Source organism: Streptomyces sp. NPDC102258 (assembly GCF_055584685.1).
In genome coordinates this window covers 1-18,437 of the sequence record NZ_JBVJLO010000046.1, presented here as the reverse complement: position 1 = coordinate 18,437, position 18,437 = coordinate 1, and the positions used below count along the sequence as shown (strand labels likewise).

The 18,437-nt window shown below is 74.4% G+C and carries 16 protein-coding genes; 11 read left to right on the top strand and 5 right to left on the bottom strand.

The window, feature by feature from the left end; genetic code table 11:
* Window positions 1–106 precede the first annotated feature (106 nt).
* A complete protein-coding gene (gene disA / locus ACZ6ZT_RS34480; protein ID WP_469724372.1) occupies window positions 107–1,231 on the bottom strand; it encodes a DNA integrity scanning diadenylate cyclase DisA in 1,125 nt (374 codons plus the stop codon).
* Window positions 1,232–1,418: 187 nt separating this feature from the next.
* A complete protein-coding gene (gene radA, locus ACZ6ZT_RS34475) occupies window positions 1,419–2,834 on the bottom strand; it encodes a DNA repair protein RadA (protein WP_469724371.1) in 1,416 nt (471 codons plus the stop codon).
* A gap of 196 nt (window positions 2,835–3,030) precedes the next feature.
* On the opposite strand from radA, the gene ACZ6ZT_RS34470 reads away from it, so the two are divergent.
* Window positions 3,031–4,818, top strand: a complete 1,788-nt coding sequence (locus ACZ6ZT_RS34470; RefSeq protein WP_469724370.1) for a BACON domain-containing protein — start codon at window positions 3,031–3,033, stop codon at window positions 4,816–4,818.
* Between the two features lie 31 nt (window positions 4,819–4,849).
* Here the strand turns inward: ACZ6ZT_RS34470 and ACZ6ZT_RS34465 are convergent, their stop codons facing one another.
* Window positions 4,850–5,650, bottom strand: coding sequence for a DUF3109 family protein (locus tag ACZ6ZT_RS34465; protein ID WP_469724369.1), 801 nt, complete (start codon window positions 5,648–5,650; stop codon window positions 4,850–4,852).
* 62 nt (window positions 5,651–5,712) lie between these two features.
* On the opposite strand from ACZ6ZT_RS34465, the gene ACZ6ZT_RS34460 reads away from it, so the two are divergent.
* From ACZ6ZT_RS34460 to ilvD, 5 genes are all read left to right on the top strand, one after another.
* A complete protein-coding gene (locus tag ACZ6ZT_RS34460; protein ID WP_469724367.1) occupies window positions 5,713–6,639 on the top strand; it encodes a Ppx/GppA family phosphatase in 927 nt (308 codons plus the stop codon).
* A 7-nt stretch (window positions 6,640–6,646) separates the two neighbouring features.
* Window positions 6,647–7,402 (top strand): class I SAM-dependent methyltransferase, encoded by a 756-nt coding sequence (locus tag ACZ6ZT_RS34455; RefSeq protein WP_469724366.1) that lies wholly within the window; start codon window positions 6,647–6,649, stop codon window positions 7,400–7,402.
* A 56-nt stretch (window positions 7,403–7,458) separates the two neighbouring features.
* Window positions 7,459–8,286, top strand: a complete 828-nt coding sequence (locus tag ACZ6ZT_RS34450) for a sugar phosphate isomerase/epimerase family protein (RefSeq protein WP_469724364.1) — start codon at window positions 7,459–7,461, stop codon at window positions 8,284–8,286.
* Entirely contained in the window at window positions 8,283–8,960 is a 678-nt protein-coding gene (locus ACZ6ZT_RS34445; protein WP_469724363.1) for a TetR/AcrR family transcriptional regulator, read from the top strand. The genes ACZ6ZT_RS34450 and ACZ6ZT_RS34445 overlap by 4 nt, the downstream gene beginning before the upstream one ends.
* A gap of 126 nt (window positions 8,961–9,086) precedes the next feature.
* The gene (ilvD, locus tag ACZ6ZT_RS34440; protein WP_469724362.1) at window positions 9,087–10,937 is read left to right on the top strand and encodes a dihydroxy-acid dehydratase; all 1,851 of its coding nucleotides are present in this window, start codon (window positions 9,087–9,089) and stop codon (window positions 10,935–10,937) included.
* Between the two features lie 13 nt (window positions 10,938–10,950).
* On the opposite strand, the gene ACZ6ZT_RS34435 is transcribed toward ilvD, so the two are convergent.
* The gene (locus ACZ6ZT_RS34435; protein WP_469724360.1) at window positions 10,951–13,095 is read right to left on the bottom strand and encodes a serine/threonine-protein kinase; all 2,145 of its coding nucleotides are present in this window, start codon (window positions 13,093–13,095) and stop codon (window positions 10,951–10,953) included.
* A gap of 106 nt (window positions 13,096–13,201) precedes the next feature.
* On the opposite strand from ACZ6ZT_RS34435, the gene ACZ6ZT_RS34430 reads away from it, so the two are divergent.
* The 5 genes from ACZ6ZT_RS34430 (at window position 13,202) to proC (ending at window position 16,777) form a co-directional block, all read left to right on the top strand.
* A complete protein-coding gene (locus ACZ6ZT_RS34430) occupies window positions 13,202–13,504 on the top strand; it encodes a peptidase (protein ID WP_469724359.1) in 303 nt (100 codons plus the stop codon).
* A 203-nt stretch (window positions 13,505–13,707) separates the two neighbouring features.
* Window positions 13,708–14,262 (top strand): hypothetical protein, encoded by a 555-nt coding sequence (locus ACZ6ZT_RS34425; protein ID WP_469724358.1) that lies wholly within the window; start codon window positions 13,708–13,710, stop codon window positions 14,260–14,262.
* 53 nt (window positions 14,263–14,315) lie between these two features.
* On the top strand, window positions 14,316–15,146 hold the full coding sequence (locus ACZ6ZT_RS34420; RefSeq protein ID WP_469724357.1) for an ABC transporter ATP-binding protein: 831 nt from the start codon (window positions 14,316–14,318) through the stop codon (window positions 15,144–15,146).
* Complete coding sequence (locus tag ACZ6ZT_RS34415) at window positions 15,143–15,880, top strand: ABC transporter permease (RefSeq protein ID WP_469724356.1); 738 nt, start codon at window positions 15,143–15,145, stop codon at window positions 15,878–15,880. Before ACZ6ZT_RS34420 ends, ACZ6ZT_RS34415 begins: the two co-directional genes overlap by 4 nt.
* 87 nt (window positions 15,881–15,967) lie before the next feature.
* A complete protein-coding gene (proC, locus tag ACZ6ZT_RS34410) occupies window positions 15,968–16,777 on the top strand; it encodes a pyrroline-5-carboxylate reductase (RefSeq protein WP_469724354.1) in 810 nt (269 codons plus the stop codon).
* A gap of 20 nt (window positions 16,778–16,797) precedes the next feature.
* On the opposite strand, the gene trpS is transcribed toward proC, so the two are convergent.
* Window positions 16,798–17,805: a tryptophan--tRNA ligase gene (gene trpS / locus ACZ6ZT_RS34405; protein ID WP_469724353.1), complete on the bottom strand. Its 1,008-nt coding sequence runs from the start codon at window positions 17,803–17,805 to the stop codon at window positions 16,798–16,800.
* Window positions 17,806–18,437 lie beyond the last annotated feature (632 nt).

The window sequence follows — 18,437 nt, the reverse complement described above, 5'->3', positions numbered from 1 at the left end:
AAAATCCAGCCCCGCCGGCGTTTGAGGCGCGGGGTCTGGGGCGGAGCCCCAGGGGGCCCGGCGCAGACCCCGTTGGCGGTCCGGCGGCGGCGCCGGGGCCGGAGGGTCAGACGTAGCGTTCCAGGATGGAGGATTCCGCCAGGCGGGACAGGCCTTCGCGGACGCTGCGCGCACGGGCCTCGCCGACGCCGTCGACCGTCTGGAGGTCGTCCACGCTGGCGGCGAGCAGCTTCTGCAGGCCCCCGAAGTGCTCCACGAGCCGCTCGATGATCGCCCCCGGCAGCCTCGGCACCTTCGCCAGCAGCCGGTACCCGCGGGGCGACACCGCCGAGTCCAGGGTCTCCGGCGACCCCGTGTACCCCAGCGCCTTTGCCACGATCGCCAGCTCCAGCAGTTCCGGATGCGTCAGCGCGTCCAGCGCCGGCAGCGCCTCCTCCACCGTGCGGGAACGCTTCGCCGTGGGTTCCGGAACGTAGTCCCGGATCACCAGCTCCCGCTCCTGCTCGATCCCGACCGTCAGCTCGTCCAGCTGGAGGGAGAGCAGCCGCCCGTCCGTGCCCAGTTCGACCACGTACTCGGCGATTTCCGTCGCGATCCGGCGGACCATTTCCAGCCGCTGCGCGACCGCCGTCACGTCGCGCACCGTGACCAGGTCCTCGATCTCCAGCGCGGACAGCGTCCCCGCGACCTCGTCCAGCCGCAGCTTGTACCGCTCCAGGGTGGCCAGCGCCTGGTTCGCCCGGGACAGGATCGCCCCCGACTCCTCCAGCACGCGCCGCTCGCCGTCCACGTACAGCGCGATCAGCCGCATCGACTGGGAGACGGACACCACCGGGAAACCGCACTGCTTCGAGACGCGGTCCGCCGTCCGGTGCCGGGTTCCGGTCTCCTCCGTCGGGATCGACGCGTCGGGCACCAGCTGCACGCCGGCCCGCAGGATCTTGGTGATGTCCTTGTCGAGGATCAGCGCCCCGTCGAGTTTGCACAGCTCGCGCAGCCGCGTCGCGGTGAACTCCACGTCCAGGACGAAGCCGCCGGTGCACATCGCCTCGACGGCCTTGTCCATGCCGAGGACGATCAGCCCGCCGGTGTTGCCGCGCACGATCCGCTCCAGACCGTCGCGCAGCGGCTGACCAGGGGCGACCGCGCTCAGCGAGGCCCGCATCAACGCCTCGTGCTTGGCGCTCGCGCCGGACTTTCCGGGTGCTGCTGCCCCGTCCTTGGCTGCCACTGCACTCCTTGGGTCGCGGGTTGCGCCGCCTGCGTACAGCCGGGCGGACCAGCACAAAGTCTACCGGCGCGGGCTGTGAGCCCGCCGTGCCTTGGCGCGCATCACCCCGACCGGCGTTCCCGCGGGCCCCCGTTCCGGCCCCTGACCTGGCGCCGGGCCGCCTGCCGCCCCCCGCTCGCGGAGTCCCCTATTCCGCCGCGCGCTCCTTCGCCGGGGTGCGCGAGCGCCCGCGCGGCAGGACCCGTAGCGCGTCCCCGATGTCCGCGACCTCCGTCACCTTCATGCCCGCCGGGACCTTCCCCGGATCGGCCGGCACCAGCGCGTGCGTGAAGCCGAGCCGGTGCGCCTCGGCCAGCCGCCGCTGCACGCCGGTCACCCGCCGCACCTCGCCGGCCAGCCCGACCTCCCCGATGGCGACGAGGTTCTTCGGCAGCGGCACGTCACTGGCGGCGGAGGCCAGCGCGAGCGCGATCGCCAGGTCCGCGGCCGGTTCGGTCAGCTTCACCCCGCCCACGGTCGCGCTGTAGATGTCCCGCTTGCCGAGCGCGGTGATCCGCCCGCGCTGCTCCAGCACGGCCAGCATCATGGAGACGCGCGAGGTCTCCAGGCCGGAGGTGGTGCGGCGCGGCGAGGGGATCTGCGAGTCGACGGTGAGCGCCTGTACCTCGGCGACCAGCGGGCGCTTGCCCTCCAGGGTCACGGTCAGGCAGGTGCCCGGCACCGCCTCGGCCCGCCGGGTCAGGAACAGCCCGCTCGGGTCGGCAAGTCCGGTGATGCCCTCGTCGTGCAGTTCGAAGCAGCCGACCTCGTCGGTGGCGCCGTACCGGTTCTTCACGCCGCGCACCAGGCGCAGCCGCGCGTGCCGGTCGCCCTCGAAGCTGAGGACCACGTCCACGAGGTGCTCCAGCAGGCGGGGGCCGGCGATGGCCCCGTCCTTGGTGACGTGGCCGACGAGGAGGGTGGCCATGCCCCGCTCCTTGGAGGCGCGGATCAGCGCCCCCGCCACCTCACGCACCTGGGCCATGCCGCCGGGCGCCCCGTCGATCTCGGGGGAGGCGATGGTCTGTACGGAGTCCAGCACGAGCAGGGACGGCTTGACCGCGTCGAGGTGGCCGAGGACGGCGGACAGGTCGGTCTCGGCGGCGAGGAAGAGGTGGTCGTCGATGGCGTTGATCCGGTCGGCCCGCAGCCGCACCTGGCTCGCCGACTCCTCACCGGTGACGTAGAGGGTGCGGTGCTCCCCGGAGGCCGCCTTCGCCGCGACGTCGAGCAGCAGCGTCGACTTGCCGACGCCCGGCTCGCCCGCCAGCAGCACGACCGCGCCGGGCACCAGGCCGCCGCCGAGGACGCGGTCCAGTTCGTCGACGCCGGTGCTGCGGGCCGTCGCGGTGCGGCCGTCGACCTCGCCGATGGGCAGCGCGGGCGCGGAGACCCGGCCCGCCGCGGTGGTCCGTACGGCGGGCGCCCCGCCCATCTCCTCGACGGTGCCCCAGGCCTGGCACTCGGGGCACCGGCCGAGCCACTTCGCGGTCGTGTAACCGCACTCGGAGCAGCGGTAGGACGGCCGGTCCTTGGCGGATGATCGAGATGTACGGGCAGCCATGCGGCCCACGGTAGCGGCCCCCACCGACAGCGCCCTCCGCCGCGGGTCCGGCCGCGGCCCCGCCGCGGTCCCGGCCGCGCCTTCCCGGAGCCGCCGTCAGGGCCGCTGTCAGCGCACCGGCGATCTGTTCACCCGTAAGGGCTAAAACCGGTGAAGGCTTCCGGGCGGTCAGCGACGTGCCGCCTACGGTCGCCAGGTGAACAGCAGCAACCACTCAGCCCACGCGTCGCGCACCGGCGCACACCGGGCGCATGGGCGCACGCCCCCGGCGGACGCGGGGGATCCGACCGTTCCGGCGGGGCACCGGACCCTCCCGGACGAGCAGCCACCGCCCTCCCGGCACGAGCCCTACCTCGACGGCCTGTTCACCTACTGCCTCTCCGTCCTGTGCGACCACGACACCGCCACCGAGGTGCTGGGGGACGTCCTCGCCGTCGCCGAACGCCACCCCGGCCGGTGTCCCGACGAGAGCGACCGGCGGGCCTGGCTGTACGCGCTCGCCCGCTGGGCCTGCCTGCGCAGGCTCGCCGAACAGCGCCGCGTACGCCAGGGGGCGCACTCCGCCCGGCGCACGCCGGAGCACACGGAGCCCGCGCCCGCGGCGGCGTCGCCGCCCGTACCACCGGGGCTCGACGTGAGCGCCTACCGCCGCACCGAGCTGGCCCGGCTCGCCTGGCCCGAGGCCGCCGGAACCACCCCCGAGCAGCGCGAGGCCCTCGAACTCGCCGTCCGCCACCGCCTCGGCGTCACCGAACTCGCCGCCGTCCTCGGTACGCGGCCCGCCGCCGCGCGCGAGCTGCTGTCCGGCGCCGCCTGCGAGGTGGAGCGCACCCGCGCCGCCCTCGCCGTCGTGGAGAGCGGCAACTGCCCGGCCGTGGCCCGCCTCACCGGCGAGGAGGGCGACGGCGGCGACGGCAACGTACTGCTCTCCAGCACCCTGCGCGCCGAGCTCGTACGCCACGTCGACGACTGCCCGCGCTGCCGCCGCGCCGCCGAACGCGTCGGCGCCGGTGCCCCCTGGCCCGGCACCGGCGGCGTCCGCGCCGCGCTCCCGCTGGTGCCCGCCCCCCGCCCCGCCGTCCACGCCGCCATGCTGCGCTCCGGCCGGCGCCGCGGCGGCCGCCCGGGCCCGCGCTTCGACCGCACCGGCTTCCCCATGGACCCCAAGGACCGTGCCGCCCGCCGCGACCGGCTCCGGGCGCGGGCCGTGACCACCACCGTCGTGGCCACCGTCGTCGCCGCACCCGTCCTCGCGCTGTGGGCCGCGTACCGGGGCGCCCCCACCACCGGCGAGTCCGTCGGGGGCGACGGCACCCGCATCTCGGCCGGCGAATCGCAGATCCCGCCGCCCTACACCGGGGGCCTTCCCCTGACCGCGTACGAGAACACCGGCAACACCGCCCACACCACCGGCGAGCCCGGCTTCGCCCGGGGCGACGAGGTCCCCGACGTCTCGGTCGCGGTCATCAGCGCGGGCGCCCCCGCCGGCCCGGACGCCGACGGCCCCGGCGCCCCCGGCCGGCTCACCGTCGTGCCATCGAGCCGCGGCGCCACGACCCTGCTCACCCTCACCGCCTCCGGCGGCGCCCCCGTCGGCTGGCGGCTCTGGTCGGACGCCCCGTGGCTGCGCGCGAGCCAGACCGCGGGGACCCTGGCACCTGGAGAATCGGTCACCCTGCGCATCACGGTGGACGCCGCGGCCCAGCCCGTCGGCGCCTGGAGCGCCCGGGTCGGCGTGGACCCGTCGGGCGCGGTGATCTCCATCCAGGGCCGCGGCCGCCCGGCCCCCACCCCGGACCCCCCGCGGCCCGACCCGACCCCGACGCCCACCCCGCCGGACCCGACGCCGGACCCGACGCCCACGCCGGACCCCACCCCGACGCCCACGCCCACGCCCACACCAACGGACACTCCAGCCCCAGAGCCCTCAGGAGGAACGGTTTCCCCCACTCCGGACCCGGACCCGCCCGCACCGACGACCTAGTCCCCGGGCGAGGGACCCCGGCCGGGGCCCCTCAGGCGGGGTCCGCCGGGTGCGGGGCCATCGGCAGCAGCGACGACAGACGCGCCTCGCACAGCCGCACCAGGGCGTCGTAGCCCTCCTTACCCATCAGCTCCGTCAGCTCGGCCCGGTACGACACGTACACCGGCTTCCCGGCGCCGTGCGCGGAGGTCGCCGACGTGCACCACCAGTGCAGGTCGTGGCCGCCCGGCCCCCAGCCCCGCCGGTCGTACTCGCCGATCGACACCTGGAGCACCCGGGTGTCGTCGGGACGGTCGATCCAGTCGTACGTACGCCGGATCGGCAGCTGCCAGCACACGTCCGGCTTGGTCTCCAGCGGCTCCTGACCGCTCTTGAGGGCCAGGATGTGCAGCGAACAGCCGGCCCCGGCCGGGAAGCCGGGCCGGTTCAGGAAGATGCACGCCCCGTCCCAGCGGCGGGTCTGCTTCTCCCCGTCGTCGTCGAACTGCGTCCACCCCGACTCGCCGCCCACGTCGTGGAACTGCCACAGCTCCGGCGTGAGCCGCGCCACGTGCTCGGCGACCCGCTTCTCGTCGTCCTCGTCGGAGAAGTGCGCGCCCAGCGAGCAGCACCCGTCCGAGGCCCGGCCGGCCTGGATGCCCTGGCAGCCCTGGCCGAAGACACAGGTCCAGCGGGAGGTCAGCCAGGTCAGGTCACAGCGGAAGACCTGCTCGTCGTCGGCGGGATCGGGGAATTCCACCCAGGCGCGGGGGAAGTCGAGCCCCTTCTCGTCCGGCTCCACGCCCTTGTCCTTCTTCGACCGGGTCTTGTTGGCCTTCTTCGTATTTGGCACATTCCCCAGCCTAAGGGCCCCTCGGGCCACCCCGGCGCGTTCGGCCCAGTAGCGTTTCCCGCATGAGACTCGGTGTCCTCGATGTGGGTTCGAACACGGTGCATCTGCTGGTGGTGGACGCGCACCCCGGCGCGCGGCCGCTGCCCGCGCACTCGCACAAGGTGCAGCTGCGCCTCGCGCAGCTCCTCGACGAGCGCGGCGCCGTCACCCCGGAGGGCGTCGAGCGCCTCGTCCACGTGATCGGCGAGGCCGTGCACGCCGCCGAGGACAAGGGCTGCGAGGACCTGCTGCCCTTCGCGACGAGCGCGGTGCGCGAGGCCACCAACGCCGACGAGGTCCTCGCCCGCGTCAAGGCCGAGACCGGGCTGGAGCTGCCGGTGCTCAGCGGTGAGGACGAGGCCCGGCTCACCTTCCTCGCGGTCCGCCGGTGGTTCGGCTGGTCCGCCGGCAAGCTGCTGGTCCTCGACATCGGCGGCGGCTCGCTGGAGATCGCGTACGGGATCGACGAGGACCCGGACACGGCCGTCTCCCTCCCGCTCGGCGCGGGCCGCCTCACCTCGGAGTGGCTCCCGGGCGACCCGCCGGACCCGGCGGACGTGAAGGCCCTGCGGCGGCACGTGCGGTCGAGCATCGCCCGTACCGTCGGCGAGTTCAGCCGGTTCGGGGCGCCGGACCACGTGGTGGCCACGTCCAAGACCTTCAAGCAGCTCGCCCGGATCGCGGGCGCGGCCCGGGAGGCGGACGGCCTGTACGTGCAGCGCGACCTGACCCGCAAGTCCCTGGCGGAGTGGGTCCCGCGCCTCACCGAGATGACCACCGCCGAACGGAGCGTCCTGCCGGGCGTCTCGGAGGGCCGGGCGGCGCAGCTGCTGGCGGGCGCGCTGGTGGCCGAGGCCACGATGGACCTCTTCGGCGTGGACGAGCTGGAGATCTGCCCCTGGGCGCTGCGCGAGGGCGTCATCCTGCGCCGCCTGGACCACCTTCCGTAGCCCGCCGGTGCCCACCCTCCCGACGGCGCGCGTGCTCGCGGCGCTGGACCGGTTCAACGACGCCCACCCCTGGGACCACAACGCCCACCACCACCGGTGGATCCTGCGCCGGCTGCCGCGCCGGTTCGGCCGCGCCCTCGACGTCGGCTCCGGCACCGGCGACCTCGCCCGTGCGCTGGCCGCGCGGGCGGCGGCGGTACGGGGCATCGACGCCGACCCGGCCATCGTGGCGCGGGCCCGCGCCCTCACACCGCCCCACCTGCCGGTCACCTTCGCGGTAAGAGACGCCCTGGCGGACGAGGGCCCGGACGCCGGGGCCCGTCCTGGCGAGGCCTCGCACGCCGCGACCCCGTCCGACACCCCGTCCGGCGAGGCCCCTTCCCGCGAGCCGCCGGACGCCGGGGCGCCGTACGACGTCATCACCTGCGTGGCCGTCCTGCACCATCTCCCCCTCACCGAGGCCCTCGGCCGCTTCCGCGCGCTCCTCGCGCCCGGCGGGACGCTGGTCGTGGTCGGCTTGTACGCGGCCCGTACGCCCGGCGACCACCTCCTCGGCGCGGCCGCGATCCCGCTGAACGCCGCCGCGGGCTGGCTCAAGAACCGGGGACTTACGGCGCCCCGCCCGGCCTCGATGACCGCCCCGACCCGGCCCGCGGAGACGGCCTTCGCGGACATCGCCCGCGAGGCCCGCCGGATCCTGCCGGGCGCGCGGCTGCGCCGCCGGCTGTTCTGGCGCTACACGCTGGTGTGGCGTCGGCATTGAGCCGGGTCCGGGGGCCGGGCCGCCCCGGCCGCGCGGGTGCCCCGTAATCTGTCCCCGTGGCAGAACCAGTCCGTCCCCCGACCACCACCGCTCCGAAAATCGCCCTCTCGACCGCCTCCGTCTACCCGGAGACCACGGCGACCGCCTTCGAGATCGCCGCCCGCCTCGGGTACGACGGCGTCGAGGTCATGGTGTGGACGGACCCGGTCAGTCAGGACGTCGACGCCCTGCGCCGCCTCTCCGACCACCACCGGGTGCCGATCCTGGCCATACACGCCCCCTGCCTGCTCATCACCCAGCGCGTGTGGTCCACCGACCCCTGGACCAAGCTCCAGCGGGCCCAGGCCGCGGCCGAGAAGCTCGGCGCGAGCACGGTCGTCGTGCACCCGCCGTTCCGCTGGCAGCGCCAGTACGCCCGGGACTTCGTCTCCGGGATCTGGCGGATGGCCGACGAGACCGACGTCCGCTTCGCCGTCGAGAACATGTACCCGTGGCGCTACCGCGACCGCGAGATGCTCGCGTACGCGCCCGAGTGGGACGTCACGAAGGACGACTACCGGCACTTCACCGTCGACCTCTCGCACACCGCGACCGCCCGTACGGACGCCACCGCGATGATCGACCGGATGGGCGACCGGCTGGCCCACGTCCACCTCGCGGACGGGAACGGGTCGGCGAAGGACGAGCACCTCGTGCCCGGCCGCGGCACCCAGCCCTGCGCGGAGCTGCTGGGCGGGCTGGCCCGGTCCTCCTTCGACGGGCACGTCGTCATCGAGGTCAACACCCGCCGGGCCATGTCCGCCGCCGAGCGCGAGGCCGACCTCGCCGAGGCGCTGGCCTTCACCCGCCTCCACCTGGCGAATCCGGCCCGGCGGCGCCGGTGACGGCCCCCACGGACCCGGCGGACCCCAGGGACCCGGCCGACCCCACGGACCCGGCGGACCCCGCCGCCCCGCCCCGCCGCCGCGGCCCCGGCCGCCCCCGCCAGGACGAGGCCGACGACGGCCCCGGCACCCAGGAGCGCATCCGCCTCGCCGCCCGCGAGGTCTTCGCCGAGCGCGGCTACGACAAGACCTCCGTACGCGGCGTCGCGAAGGTCGCCGGCGTGGACCCGGCGCTGGTGCACCACTACTTCGGGAGCAAGGACGACCTCTTCGCCGCCGCCATCGAGGTCACCATGGAGCCCGCCCTGGTGGTCCCGGCGATCCTCGGCGAGGGCCCCGACGGCATCGGCGAGCGCCTGGCCCGCTACTTCCTCGGCATGTGGGAGAACCCCGTCACCCGCGCCCCGCTGCTCGCGGTCATCCGCTCCGCCCTCACCCACGAGGCCGCCGCGAAGGTGCTGCGCGGCCTGATCCTGCGCCGCGTGCTGGAGCGGGTCGCCGCCGACCTCGACGTCCCGGACCCCACCTTCCGCGCCGAACTGGCCGCCGCGCACATGATCGGCATCGCGATGGTGCGCTACGTCGTCCAGGTGGAGCCGCTGGCCTCCGCCGACCCGGAGCGGATCATCGCCCTCGTGGCGCCCACCCTCCAGCGCTACCTGACCGGAGAATGAGCCGCGCGTCCCGCCATCCGGACAACCTGTCCGGATCGCGGGCGGTGGGCGTAGCCTCGTAACCGAGCCATATCCGCAGTCGCGGCCGACCGCAGCGCCGGCCGCACTCATGGGGAGTGAAACCGCATGCCCGAGCTGAGGTCCCGCACCGTCACCCACGGCCGCAACATGGCAGGCGCTCGTGCGCTGATGCGCGCTTCGGGCGTAGCGAGCGAGGACATCGGCAAGCCGATCATCGCGGTCGCCAACTCCTTCACCGAGTTCGTCCCCGGCCACACCCACCTGGCGCCGGTCGGCCGCATCGTCTCGGACGCGATCCGCGCCGCGGGCGCCATCCCCCGCGAGTTCAACACCATCGCGGTGGACGACGGCATCGCCATGGGCCACGGCGGCATGCTGTACTCCCTGCCCTCCCGCGACCTGATCGCGGACTCGGTCGAGTACATGGTCGAGGCGCACTGCGCCGACGCCCTGATCTGCATCTCCAACTGCGACAAGATCACCCCCGGCATGCTGATGGCCGCCATGCGCCTCAACATCCCGGTCGTCTTCGTCTCCGGCGGCCCGATGGAGGCCGGCCAGGCCGTCCTGGTCGACGGCACCGTCCGCAAGCTCGACCTGATCGACGCCATGGTGGACGCCTCCAACGAGAACGTCTCCGACGAGGACGTGCTCCGCATCGAGGAGAACGCCTGCCCCACCTGCGGCTCCTGTTCGGGCATGTTCACCGCCAACTCGATGAACTGCCTCGCCGAGGCCATCGGCCTGGCCCTGCCCGGCAACGGCTCCGTCCTCGCCACCCACACCGCCCGCCGCGCCCTGTACGAGGACGCCGGCCGCACGGTCGTGGAAATCACCAAGCGCTACTACGAGGACGGCGACGAGTCCGTCCTGCCGCGCAACATCGCCACCCGCGAGGCCTTCGAGAACGCCATGGCCCTCGACATCGCGATGGGCGGCTCCACCAACACGATCCTGCACCTCCTCGCGGCGGCGCAGGAGGCGGGCCTGGAGTACGACCTCACCGACATCGACGCCGTCTCGCGCCGCGTCCCGTGCCTGGCCAAGGTCGCGCCGAACGTGGCGCCCGGCGGCACGTACTACATGGAGGACATCCACCGCGCCGGCGGCATCCCCGCCATCCTCGGCGAGCTGCACCGCGGCGGGCTCCTCAACAAGGACGTCACCACCGTCCACTCCGACGGCCTGGAGGACTGGCTGGCGAAGTGGGACGCCCGCTCCGGCACGGCGGGCGAGACGGCGATGGAGCTGTGGCACGCGGCCCCCGGCTGCAAGCGCTCCGCGACCGCCTTCTCCCAGTCCGAGCGCTGGGACGCCCTCGACCTCGACGCCGAGGGCGGCTGCATCCGCTCGGTGCAGCACGCGTACTCCAAGGACGGCGGCCTGGCCGTCCTGCGCGGCAACATCGCGGTCGACGGCTGCGTCGTCAAGACGGCCGGTGTCGACGAGTCGATCTGGACCTTCGAGGGCCCGGCCGTCGTCTGCGAGTCGCAGGACGAGGCCGTCGACAAGATCCTGCGCAAGGAGATCAAGGCGGGCGACGTCGTCGTCATCCGTTACGAGGGCCCGCGCGGCGGCCCCGGCATGCAGGAGATGCTCTACCCGACCTCCTTCCTCAAGGGCCGCGGCCTCGGCAAGGTCTGCGCCCTGGTGACGGACGGCCGTTTCTCCGGCGGCACCTCCGGCCTCTCCATCGGCCACGCCTCCCCGGAGGCGGCGTCCGGCGGTGACATCGCGATCGTCGAGGACGGCGACCGGATCCGCATCGACATCCCCAACCGCTCCATCGAGCTGCTGGTCGACGAGGCCACCGTCGCCGCCCGCCACGCGGCCCTCGGCGGCGTCTACGCGCCGAAGAACCGCGAGCGCAAGGTCTCCGCGGCCCTGCGCGCCTACGCGGCGATGGCGACCAGCGCCGACAAGGGCGCGGTCCGCGACGTCAGCCTCCTGGGCTGACGCCCCTTCGGGGCTACCAGCCGGCCGGGTCGCGGGGGTCGACGGCGAACACGCTCCCGTCGGGCGCGGAGCCGAACACCCGCCCCTCGGCGGCGACCGGGGTGGGCAGGGCGGCGCTGAGGGTGGCCCGGCCCGTCCCCATCCGGGGCCGGGTCTGCCCGGCGAGGCGTCCGGCGGCCGCGTCGACGGCCAGCAGCCGGCCGTCCGCGGCGCTCAGGAACACCCGGCCGTCGGCGACGACGGGCTGCGAGGCGAGCGCCGTACCCGTCTCCAGCCGCCACGTCTCCCGGGCCGGCCCGACGGCCGCGAGCCCCCCGGACGTCCCGACGGCGTACACGGTCCCGTCGGGCGCCACGGCCGCCTGCGCGTCGAACAGTGGGGACGCGAGCCGGGTGCGGACCACCGCCCGGGTCGCCAGGTCCACCCGTACGACCTCGGTGGTCTTCGACTCGGCGTCCTTGTCCAGCAGGTGCAGCGCGCCGTGGGCCGTCCCGACGGGCCGCAGCCGCCCCTCCGCCCGCACCCGCCAGCTCTCGGCCCCCGTCCGCGGGTCCACGGCGCTGAGCTGCGTGGCGGCCGTACCGGTACCCGACGCCGCCAGGTAGAGCCCCTCCGGGCCGCCCCACCACACCGATCCCGCCGGGCCGATGCGCTTCGACCACAGGGTCGCGCCGTCGGCGGGGTCCAGCGCCGTCACGGCCCCGTCCGCACCGGCGAGCACCACCGCCGCGCCGGTGACGACCACCCGCGCGCCGCCCGGCAGGTCCCGCTGCCAGCGCACGGCGCCCGTCCCCGGGTCCAGCGCCCGCAGCGCCCCGCTGCCGGAGGCGACGGTGAGGACGAGCCCGCCCGCGTACAGCGGAGCCCCGTCCTTGTCGCCCCGCTGCTCCTGGCCGGTGGCGGGTACGGACCACAGCACGGCGCCGGTCGCCGGGTCCAGCCGGGCCGCCGCCACCCCCGGGGCGCGGCAGTACAGGCCCGCGGCCTGCCCGGAGCAGGCCGGGCCCGGCCCCGGGCTGTCCGGCTTCGCCAGCGCCACCTCCCACGGGGCGAAGGCGGGCCGCGGCGCGTCCGCGGCCGCCGCCGAAGCCGGGGGCGGCTCGCCCGCCACCCCGAACCGGAGGTAGCCGCCGAGCACCCCGCCCGCGAGCAGCAGCACCACGCCCGCCGCGCCGGCGAGCCGCCGCCCCCGACGGCCGGTGACGGCGCCGTCGGGCAGCGCGTCCTGCAGCCCGGCGGGCGGCTGCGCCGCGACCGCGATCCCGTCGCGCCGGTGGGTGTCCTCCTCGGCGGGGGCGGGCCGCCGCGGCGCCGGGACGAAGGCCTGGGTGTCCTCGGCCGTCCGGCTGGTCACCGTACGGATCTCGGCGATCAGCGCGTCGGCGGTCGGCCGCTCGGCCGGATCCTTGGCCAGACAGCGGGCCACCACCGGGGCGAGCCGCGCGGGCAGCCCCGTCAGATCGGGCTCGCTGTGCACCACCTGGTACGCGACGAGGTAGTGGCTGTCGGAGTCGAACGGCCCGCGCCCGGTCGCCGCGTGCACCAGAACCGCCCCCAGGGCGAAGACGTCGGCGGCGGTCCCGACGTCGCGGGGCGACTGGAACTGCTCCGGCGCCATGAACGGCGGCGTCCCGATGAGCTTGCCCGTCTCCGTGCGCAGGTCGCTGTCGGCCGGGCGCGAGATGCCGAAGTCGATGACCCGCACCCCGTCCGGCGCCATCAGGACGTTGCTCGGCTTCAGGTCCCGGTGCACGACCCCGGCGCGGTGGATGTCCCGCAGGGCCTCCGCCAGCCCGGCCGCGAGCCGGGTCAGCTCACCGGCGTCCAGCACCCGTTCCCGTACCCGCTCGGACAGCGTCGGGGCGTCGACGAACAAGGTGGCCATCCAGGGCCGTTCGGCATCCGGATCGGCGTCCACGACGGGCGCCGTGAAGGCCCCGCTCACCCGCCGGGCGGCCGCCACCTCCTGCCGGAACCGGGCCCGGAACTCGGGGTCCACCGCGTGCTGCGCGTGCACCACCTTGACGGCGAGTTTCAGCCCCGAACTGGAGGCGGCCAGATGGACGACGCCCATGCCGCCGGAGCCGAGCACGGATTCGAGCCGGTACCGCCCGGCGTACTCCGGAAACCCCGCGTAGTCCGCGCGCCGCGACTGCACCGCTCACCACCCCCGCCGGAGCCTAGTCGATGGCCCGTGGGAACATCCAAGGGCTTGCTACCCTGCGCGCGTTGCGCAGCGCAACACCCATGGGGGGAGATTTCACATGTCCGTAGAGAACGAATCCGGCCAAGTCCAGAGCCTGGCCGCCGACTCCGGCTTCCAGCGTTTCCCGGTCGCGCCCGGCTACAGCGTCAACGTCCGCAGCGGCCCCGGCACCGGGTACGCCATCGTCGACACGCTGCCGGTCGGCGCGGTCGTCTCGGTCCGCTGCCAGTGTCCCGGCACCACCGTCAGCGGCCCGTACGGCACGACGAACCTGTGGGACTGCGTCGGCAACGGCGAGTTCGTCTCCGACGCCTACGTGAAGACGGGCAGCGACGGCTACGTAGCCCCGCACTGCGGCTAACCGGCCCGCCCGGACCCGGCCCGACCGCCCGGACCCGGCCCGACCGCCCGGACCTGGGCCGACCGGCCCGCCCAGCCCGGACCCGATCCGGCCCCGCCGGGCGGCCTCCCCGCAGGCCGCCCGACCGGGGCCGGCGGCCGTTACCGTTCTGCCACGTGAGACGCCTCCGGCCCGCCCGGCCCCCGCGAGGGATAATCGCCGGTGTGAGCGACGACCAGCAGCGAGACCAGAGCCGCCCGCCCGGCACCCCGGCCACCGAGCCCGCCACCGAGCCCGCCGGGCCCGCCGCCGGACCGCGCCCCGAGCCGATCCGGTTCTTCGGCACGTCCTGGGTCGACCACGGCCGCGGCTACGCCCTGCGCCGCGCCGGCGTCGCCGCCGGCGCGCTGATCGGCGCCTTCGCCGCCGCGTACCTGCTGCGCCTCGCCTACGAGGGCCTGGAGATCGGCAACGTCGGCCCGTTCCTCAGCATCTCCGTCGTCGTGCTCTTCGCGGTCGCCAGCGCCATCGCCTTCGCCAAGACCTGGGAGTCCTTCGGCCGCCGCCCCGCCCCGTCCTCCGACGAGGCCGCCCTCAAGGGCCTGAAGGCGATCGGCTTCATCGGCTCCCTCATCGCGTACTTCCTGCGCTGCCTCACCGAGGCGCCCGGCGAGAAGCTCCACCGCGCCGAGTACGAGCGCGCCCTGACCGAGGCCGCCCGCCGCCGCAGCGTCCGTACGGGCAACCCGGCCGCCCGCCGCCCCAAGCGCAAGCGGTAGCCGCACCGCCCCGCCGATTGACGCGGGGCACCCCCGGGAGCATTATTCATCACATGATGAATAACCAGCCGGGGGCGGCCGCCACACCCGCCGTCCACGCCCACGGTCTCACCGTCCGCCGCGGCACCGGCCGCACCCCCCGCACCGTCCTCGACGACCTCGCCTTCGACGTCCCCCGCGGCCGCATCACCGGCCTCCTCGGCCCCTCCGGCTGCGGCAAGTCCACCCTCATGCGCGCCGTCGTCGGCACCCAGGCCCACGTCACCGGCACCCTCGACGTCCTCGGCCACCCCGCCGGCCACCCCCGCCTGCGCTCGCGCATCGGCTACGTCACCCAGGCGCCCTCCGTCTACGACGACCTCACCGTCCGGCAGAACCTCGACTACTTCGCCGCGGTCCTCGACCCCGGCCGCGCCGCCGCCGACCGCCGCCGCGACACCGTCACCCGCGCCATCACCGACGTCGACCTCACCACCCGCGCCGACGCCCTCGCCGGCAACCTCTCCGGCGGCCAGCGCAGCCGCGTCTCCCTCGCCGTCGCCCTGCTCGGCGCCCCCGAACTGCTCGTCCTCGACGAACCCACCGTCGGCCTCGACCCCGTCCTGCGCCGCGACCTGTGGAACCTCTTCCACGCCCTCACCGCCGACCGCGGCACCACGATCCTCGTCTCCTCCCACGTCATGGACGAGGCCGAGCGCTGCCACGACCTGCTCCTCATGCGCGAGGGCCGCATCCTCGCCCAGGACACCCCCGACGCCCTGCGTGCCCGCACCCACGCCCCCACCGTCGAAGAGGCCTTCCTGCGCCTCGTGGACGAGGCCAACGCCGCCGAAGCCCACGCCGCCGAAGCCGGCACCCCCACCCCCCAGGAGCAGAACCGATGAACACGGCCCGCACCGCCGCCACCGCCGCCCGCGTCCTGCGCCAGCTCCGCCACGACCCGCGCTCCATCGCCCTGATGCTGCTGGTCCCCGTCCTGATGCTGACCCTGCTCCGCTACGTCTTCGACGGCAGCCCGCGCACCTTCGACAGCATCGGCGCGTCCCTCCTCGGGATCTTCCCCCTCATCACGATGTTCCTCGTCACCTCCATCGCCACCCTGCGCGAACGCACCTCCGGCACCCTCGAACGCCTCCTCGCCATGCCCCTCGGCAAGGGCGACCTCATCGCCGGCTACGCCCTCGCCTTCGGCGCCGTCGCCGTCGTCCAGTCCCTCCTCGCCACCGGCCTGGCCCTCTGGGTCCTCGGCCTCGACGTCGTCGGCTCCCCCTGGCTGCTCCTCCTCGTGGCCCTCCTCGACGCCCTCCTCGGCACCGCCCTCGGACTCTTCGTCTCCGCCTTCGCCGCCTCCGAGTTCCAGGCCGTCCAGTTCATGCCGGCCGTGATCTTCCCGCAGCTGCTCCTGTGCGGCCTCTTCGCCGCCCGCGACACCATGCAGCCGGTCCTCTCCGGCCTCTCCGACGTCCTGCCGATGTCCTACGCCGTCGACGGCATGACCCAGGTCCTCACCCACACCGACATGACCGCCGACTTCGTCCGCGACGCCGTCATCGTCGCCGCCTGCGCCCTCCTCGTCCTCGCCCTCGGCGCCGCCACCCTGCGCCGCCGCACCCCCTGACCGCGATCCGGACGCTGCCCCGCCGCCACCGGACCTGGTGCGAGGATGAACGGTGAGTACACGCATCCCAGGCGAGGTGGATCGGGCATGACCCAGACAGTCGCAGTCCTCGGTACCGGCAAGATCGGCGAGGCCCTGCTCAGCGGGATGATCCGCGGCGGCCGGCCGGCGGCCAAGCTCCTCGTCACCGCCCGCCGCCCCGAACGCGCCGCGGAACTGCGCGAGCGCTACGGCGTCGAGGCCGTCACCAACGCCGAGGCCGCCAAGCGCGCCGACACCCTCATCCTCACCGTCAAGCCCCAGGACATGGGCCGGCTCCTCGAAGAGCTCGCTCCCCACGTCCCCGCCGACCGCCTGATCATCAGCGGCGCCGCCGGCATCCCCACCTCCTTCTTCGAGGAGCGGCTCGCCCCCGGCACCCCGGTCGTCCGCGTCATGACGAACACCCCCGCCCTCGTGGACGAGGCCATGTCCGTCATCTCCGCCGGCAGCCACGCCACCGCCGCCCACCTCCAGCACACCGAGGAGATCTTCGGCGGCGTCGGCAAGACCCTGCGCGTCCCCGAGTCCCAGCAGGACGCGGCCACCGCCCTCTCCGGCTCCGGCCCCGCCTACTTCTACTTCCTGGTCGAAGCCATGACCGACGCCGGCATCCTCCTCGGCCTGCCCCGCGCCCAGGCCCACGACCTCATCGTCCAGGCCGCCATCGGCGCCGCCGTGATGCTCCGCGACAGCGGCGAACACCCGGTCAAGCTCCGCGAAGCCGTCACCTCCCCGGCCGGCACGACCATCAACGCCATCGTCGAGCTGGAGAAGCACGGCGTACGGGCGGCCCTGATCGCCGCCCTGGAGGCGGCCCGCGACCGCAGCCGCGAACTCGCCTCCGGCAACAGCTGAGCCAGGCCGGGCGTACGGGCCTACGCGTACGAGGGCGCCAGCAGCCCGATCGCCCCGTACGCCCGGTCCACCACCGGCCGCGCCACGGCCCGGGCCCGCCCGGCCCCCTCCCGCAGCACCCGGTCCACCTCCCCGGGATCGGCCGCCAGCTCGGCGTGCCGCTCCCGCAGCGGCCGCAGCAGCTCCACCACGGCGTCGGCGACGTCCCGCTTCAGCGCCCCGTACTGCTCGTACTCCCCGGCCAGCCGCTCCGGGTCACCGCCCGTACAGGCCGCCAGGACGTCCAGCAGGTTCGCCACCCCCGGCCGCGCGGCCCGGTCGTAGACGACCCCGCCCTCCCCGCTGTCGGTCACGGCCCGCATCACCTTGCGGCGCACCACCTCGGGCTCGTCCAGCAGATAGACGATCCCGGCCCCGTTCTCGTGCGACTTCCCCATCTTCGATGTCGGGTCCTGCAGATCCATGACCCGCGCCGCCACGGCCGGCAGCGTCGCCCGCGGCACGGTGAAGGCCGGCCCGTACCGCTGGTTGAACCGCACCGCGAGGTCCCGCGCCAGCTCCACGTGCTGCCGCTGGTCCTCACCCACCGGCACCTCGTCCGTCCGGTACGCCAGGATGTCGGCCGCCATCAGCACGGGATACGTCAGCAGCGACAGCCGTACGCCGTCCCCGGAGGCCTGCGCCTTCGCCGCCTTCTGCCGGTACTGGATCATCCGGCGCAGCTCGCCGTCGGTGGCGGTGCACTCCAGCAGGTAGGCCAGCCGCGTGTGCTCGTCGACGTGGCTCTGCACGAAGAGGGTGCACCGCCGCGGATCGAGCCCGGCGGCGAGCAACAGCGTCGCGGCCTGCCTGCTGAGCCGCCGCACCCGCGCCGGATCGTGCTCGACGGTCAGCGCGTGCAGATCGACGACGCAGAACAGCGCGTCCTGCGGCTCCTGGTCGGCGGCGACCCACTGCCGCACGGCCCCCAGGTAGTTCCCCAGCGTCAGATGCCCGGTGGGCTTGACCCCGCTGAAGATCCTCGTCATGTCCCGCTCTCCCTCTGTGTGTGGTGTGGAGACCGCCGCCTCGGGCGGCCGCCCCACTCCCGTGAGGGGAGGAAACGAAAACGGCCGCCGAAGCGGCGGCCGTGAGCGCATGCGTACTCGCGTGGATGGTCGGCCGCCGTCAGGCGGCCCACCAGCGAAGGCTGAGCGTGAGCGCATGCGTAGTCATGGGATCAGCGTAGCCCGGGGAGGGGGCGGGGCGGGGGAGGTTTCCCCCCCCCCGCCGGGGGTTGACACGTACGTACCCGATCCGTAAGGTTCTTCGAGTTGTCCGAAGTGAGCGCCGACCCCGGTCGGTCCCCGGACAGCCATCCCGCACTACACATTCGAACGAACGACGCATGTTGTCGTCCCGTTTTCATGCGTATTTGCGAATGAGGAATCCGCGTTCCAGGACGCAGCCGCCGATTGGCTTCGGGGACAGGGAATCCGCTACTGTCTCACTCGCCGGAAGGGCCCAACAGCCCGGAACGCAAACCCCGCTGACCGGGGGTCAGGCCCGAAAGGATCTGATAGAGTCGGAATCGCCGGAAAGGGAAAGCGCGAAAGCGAAGAACCTGGAAAGCAAGCGCGAAAGACTCTGATAGAGTCGGAAACGCAAGAACAGAACGAAA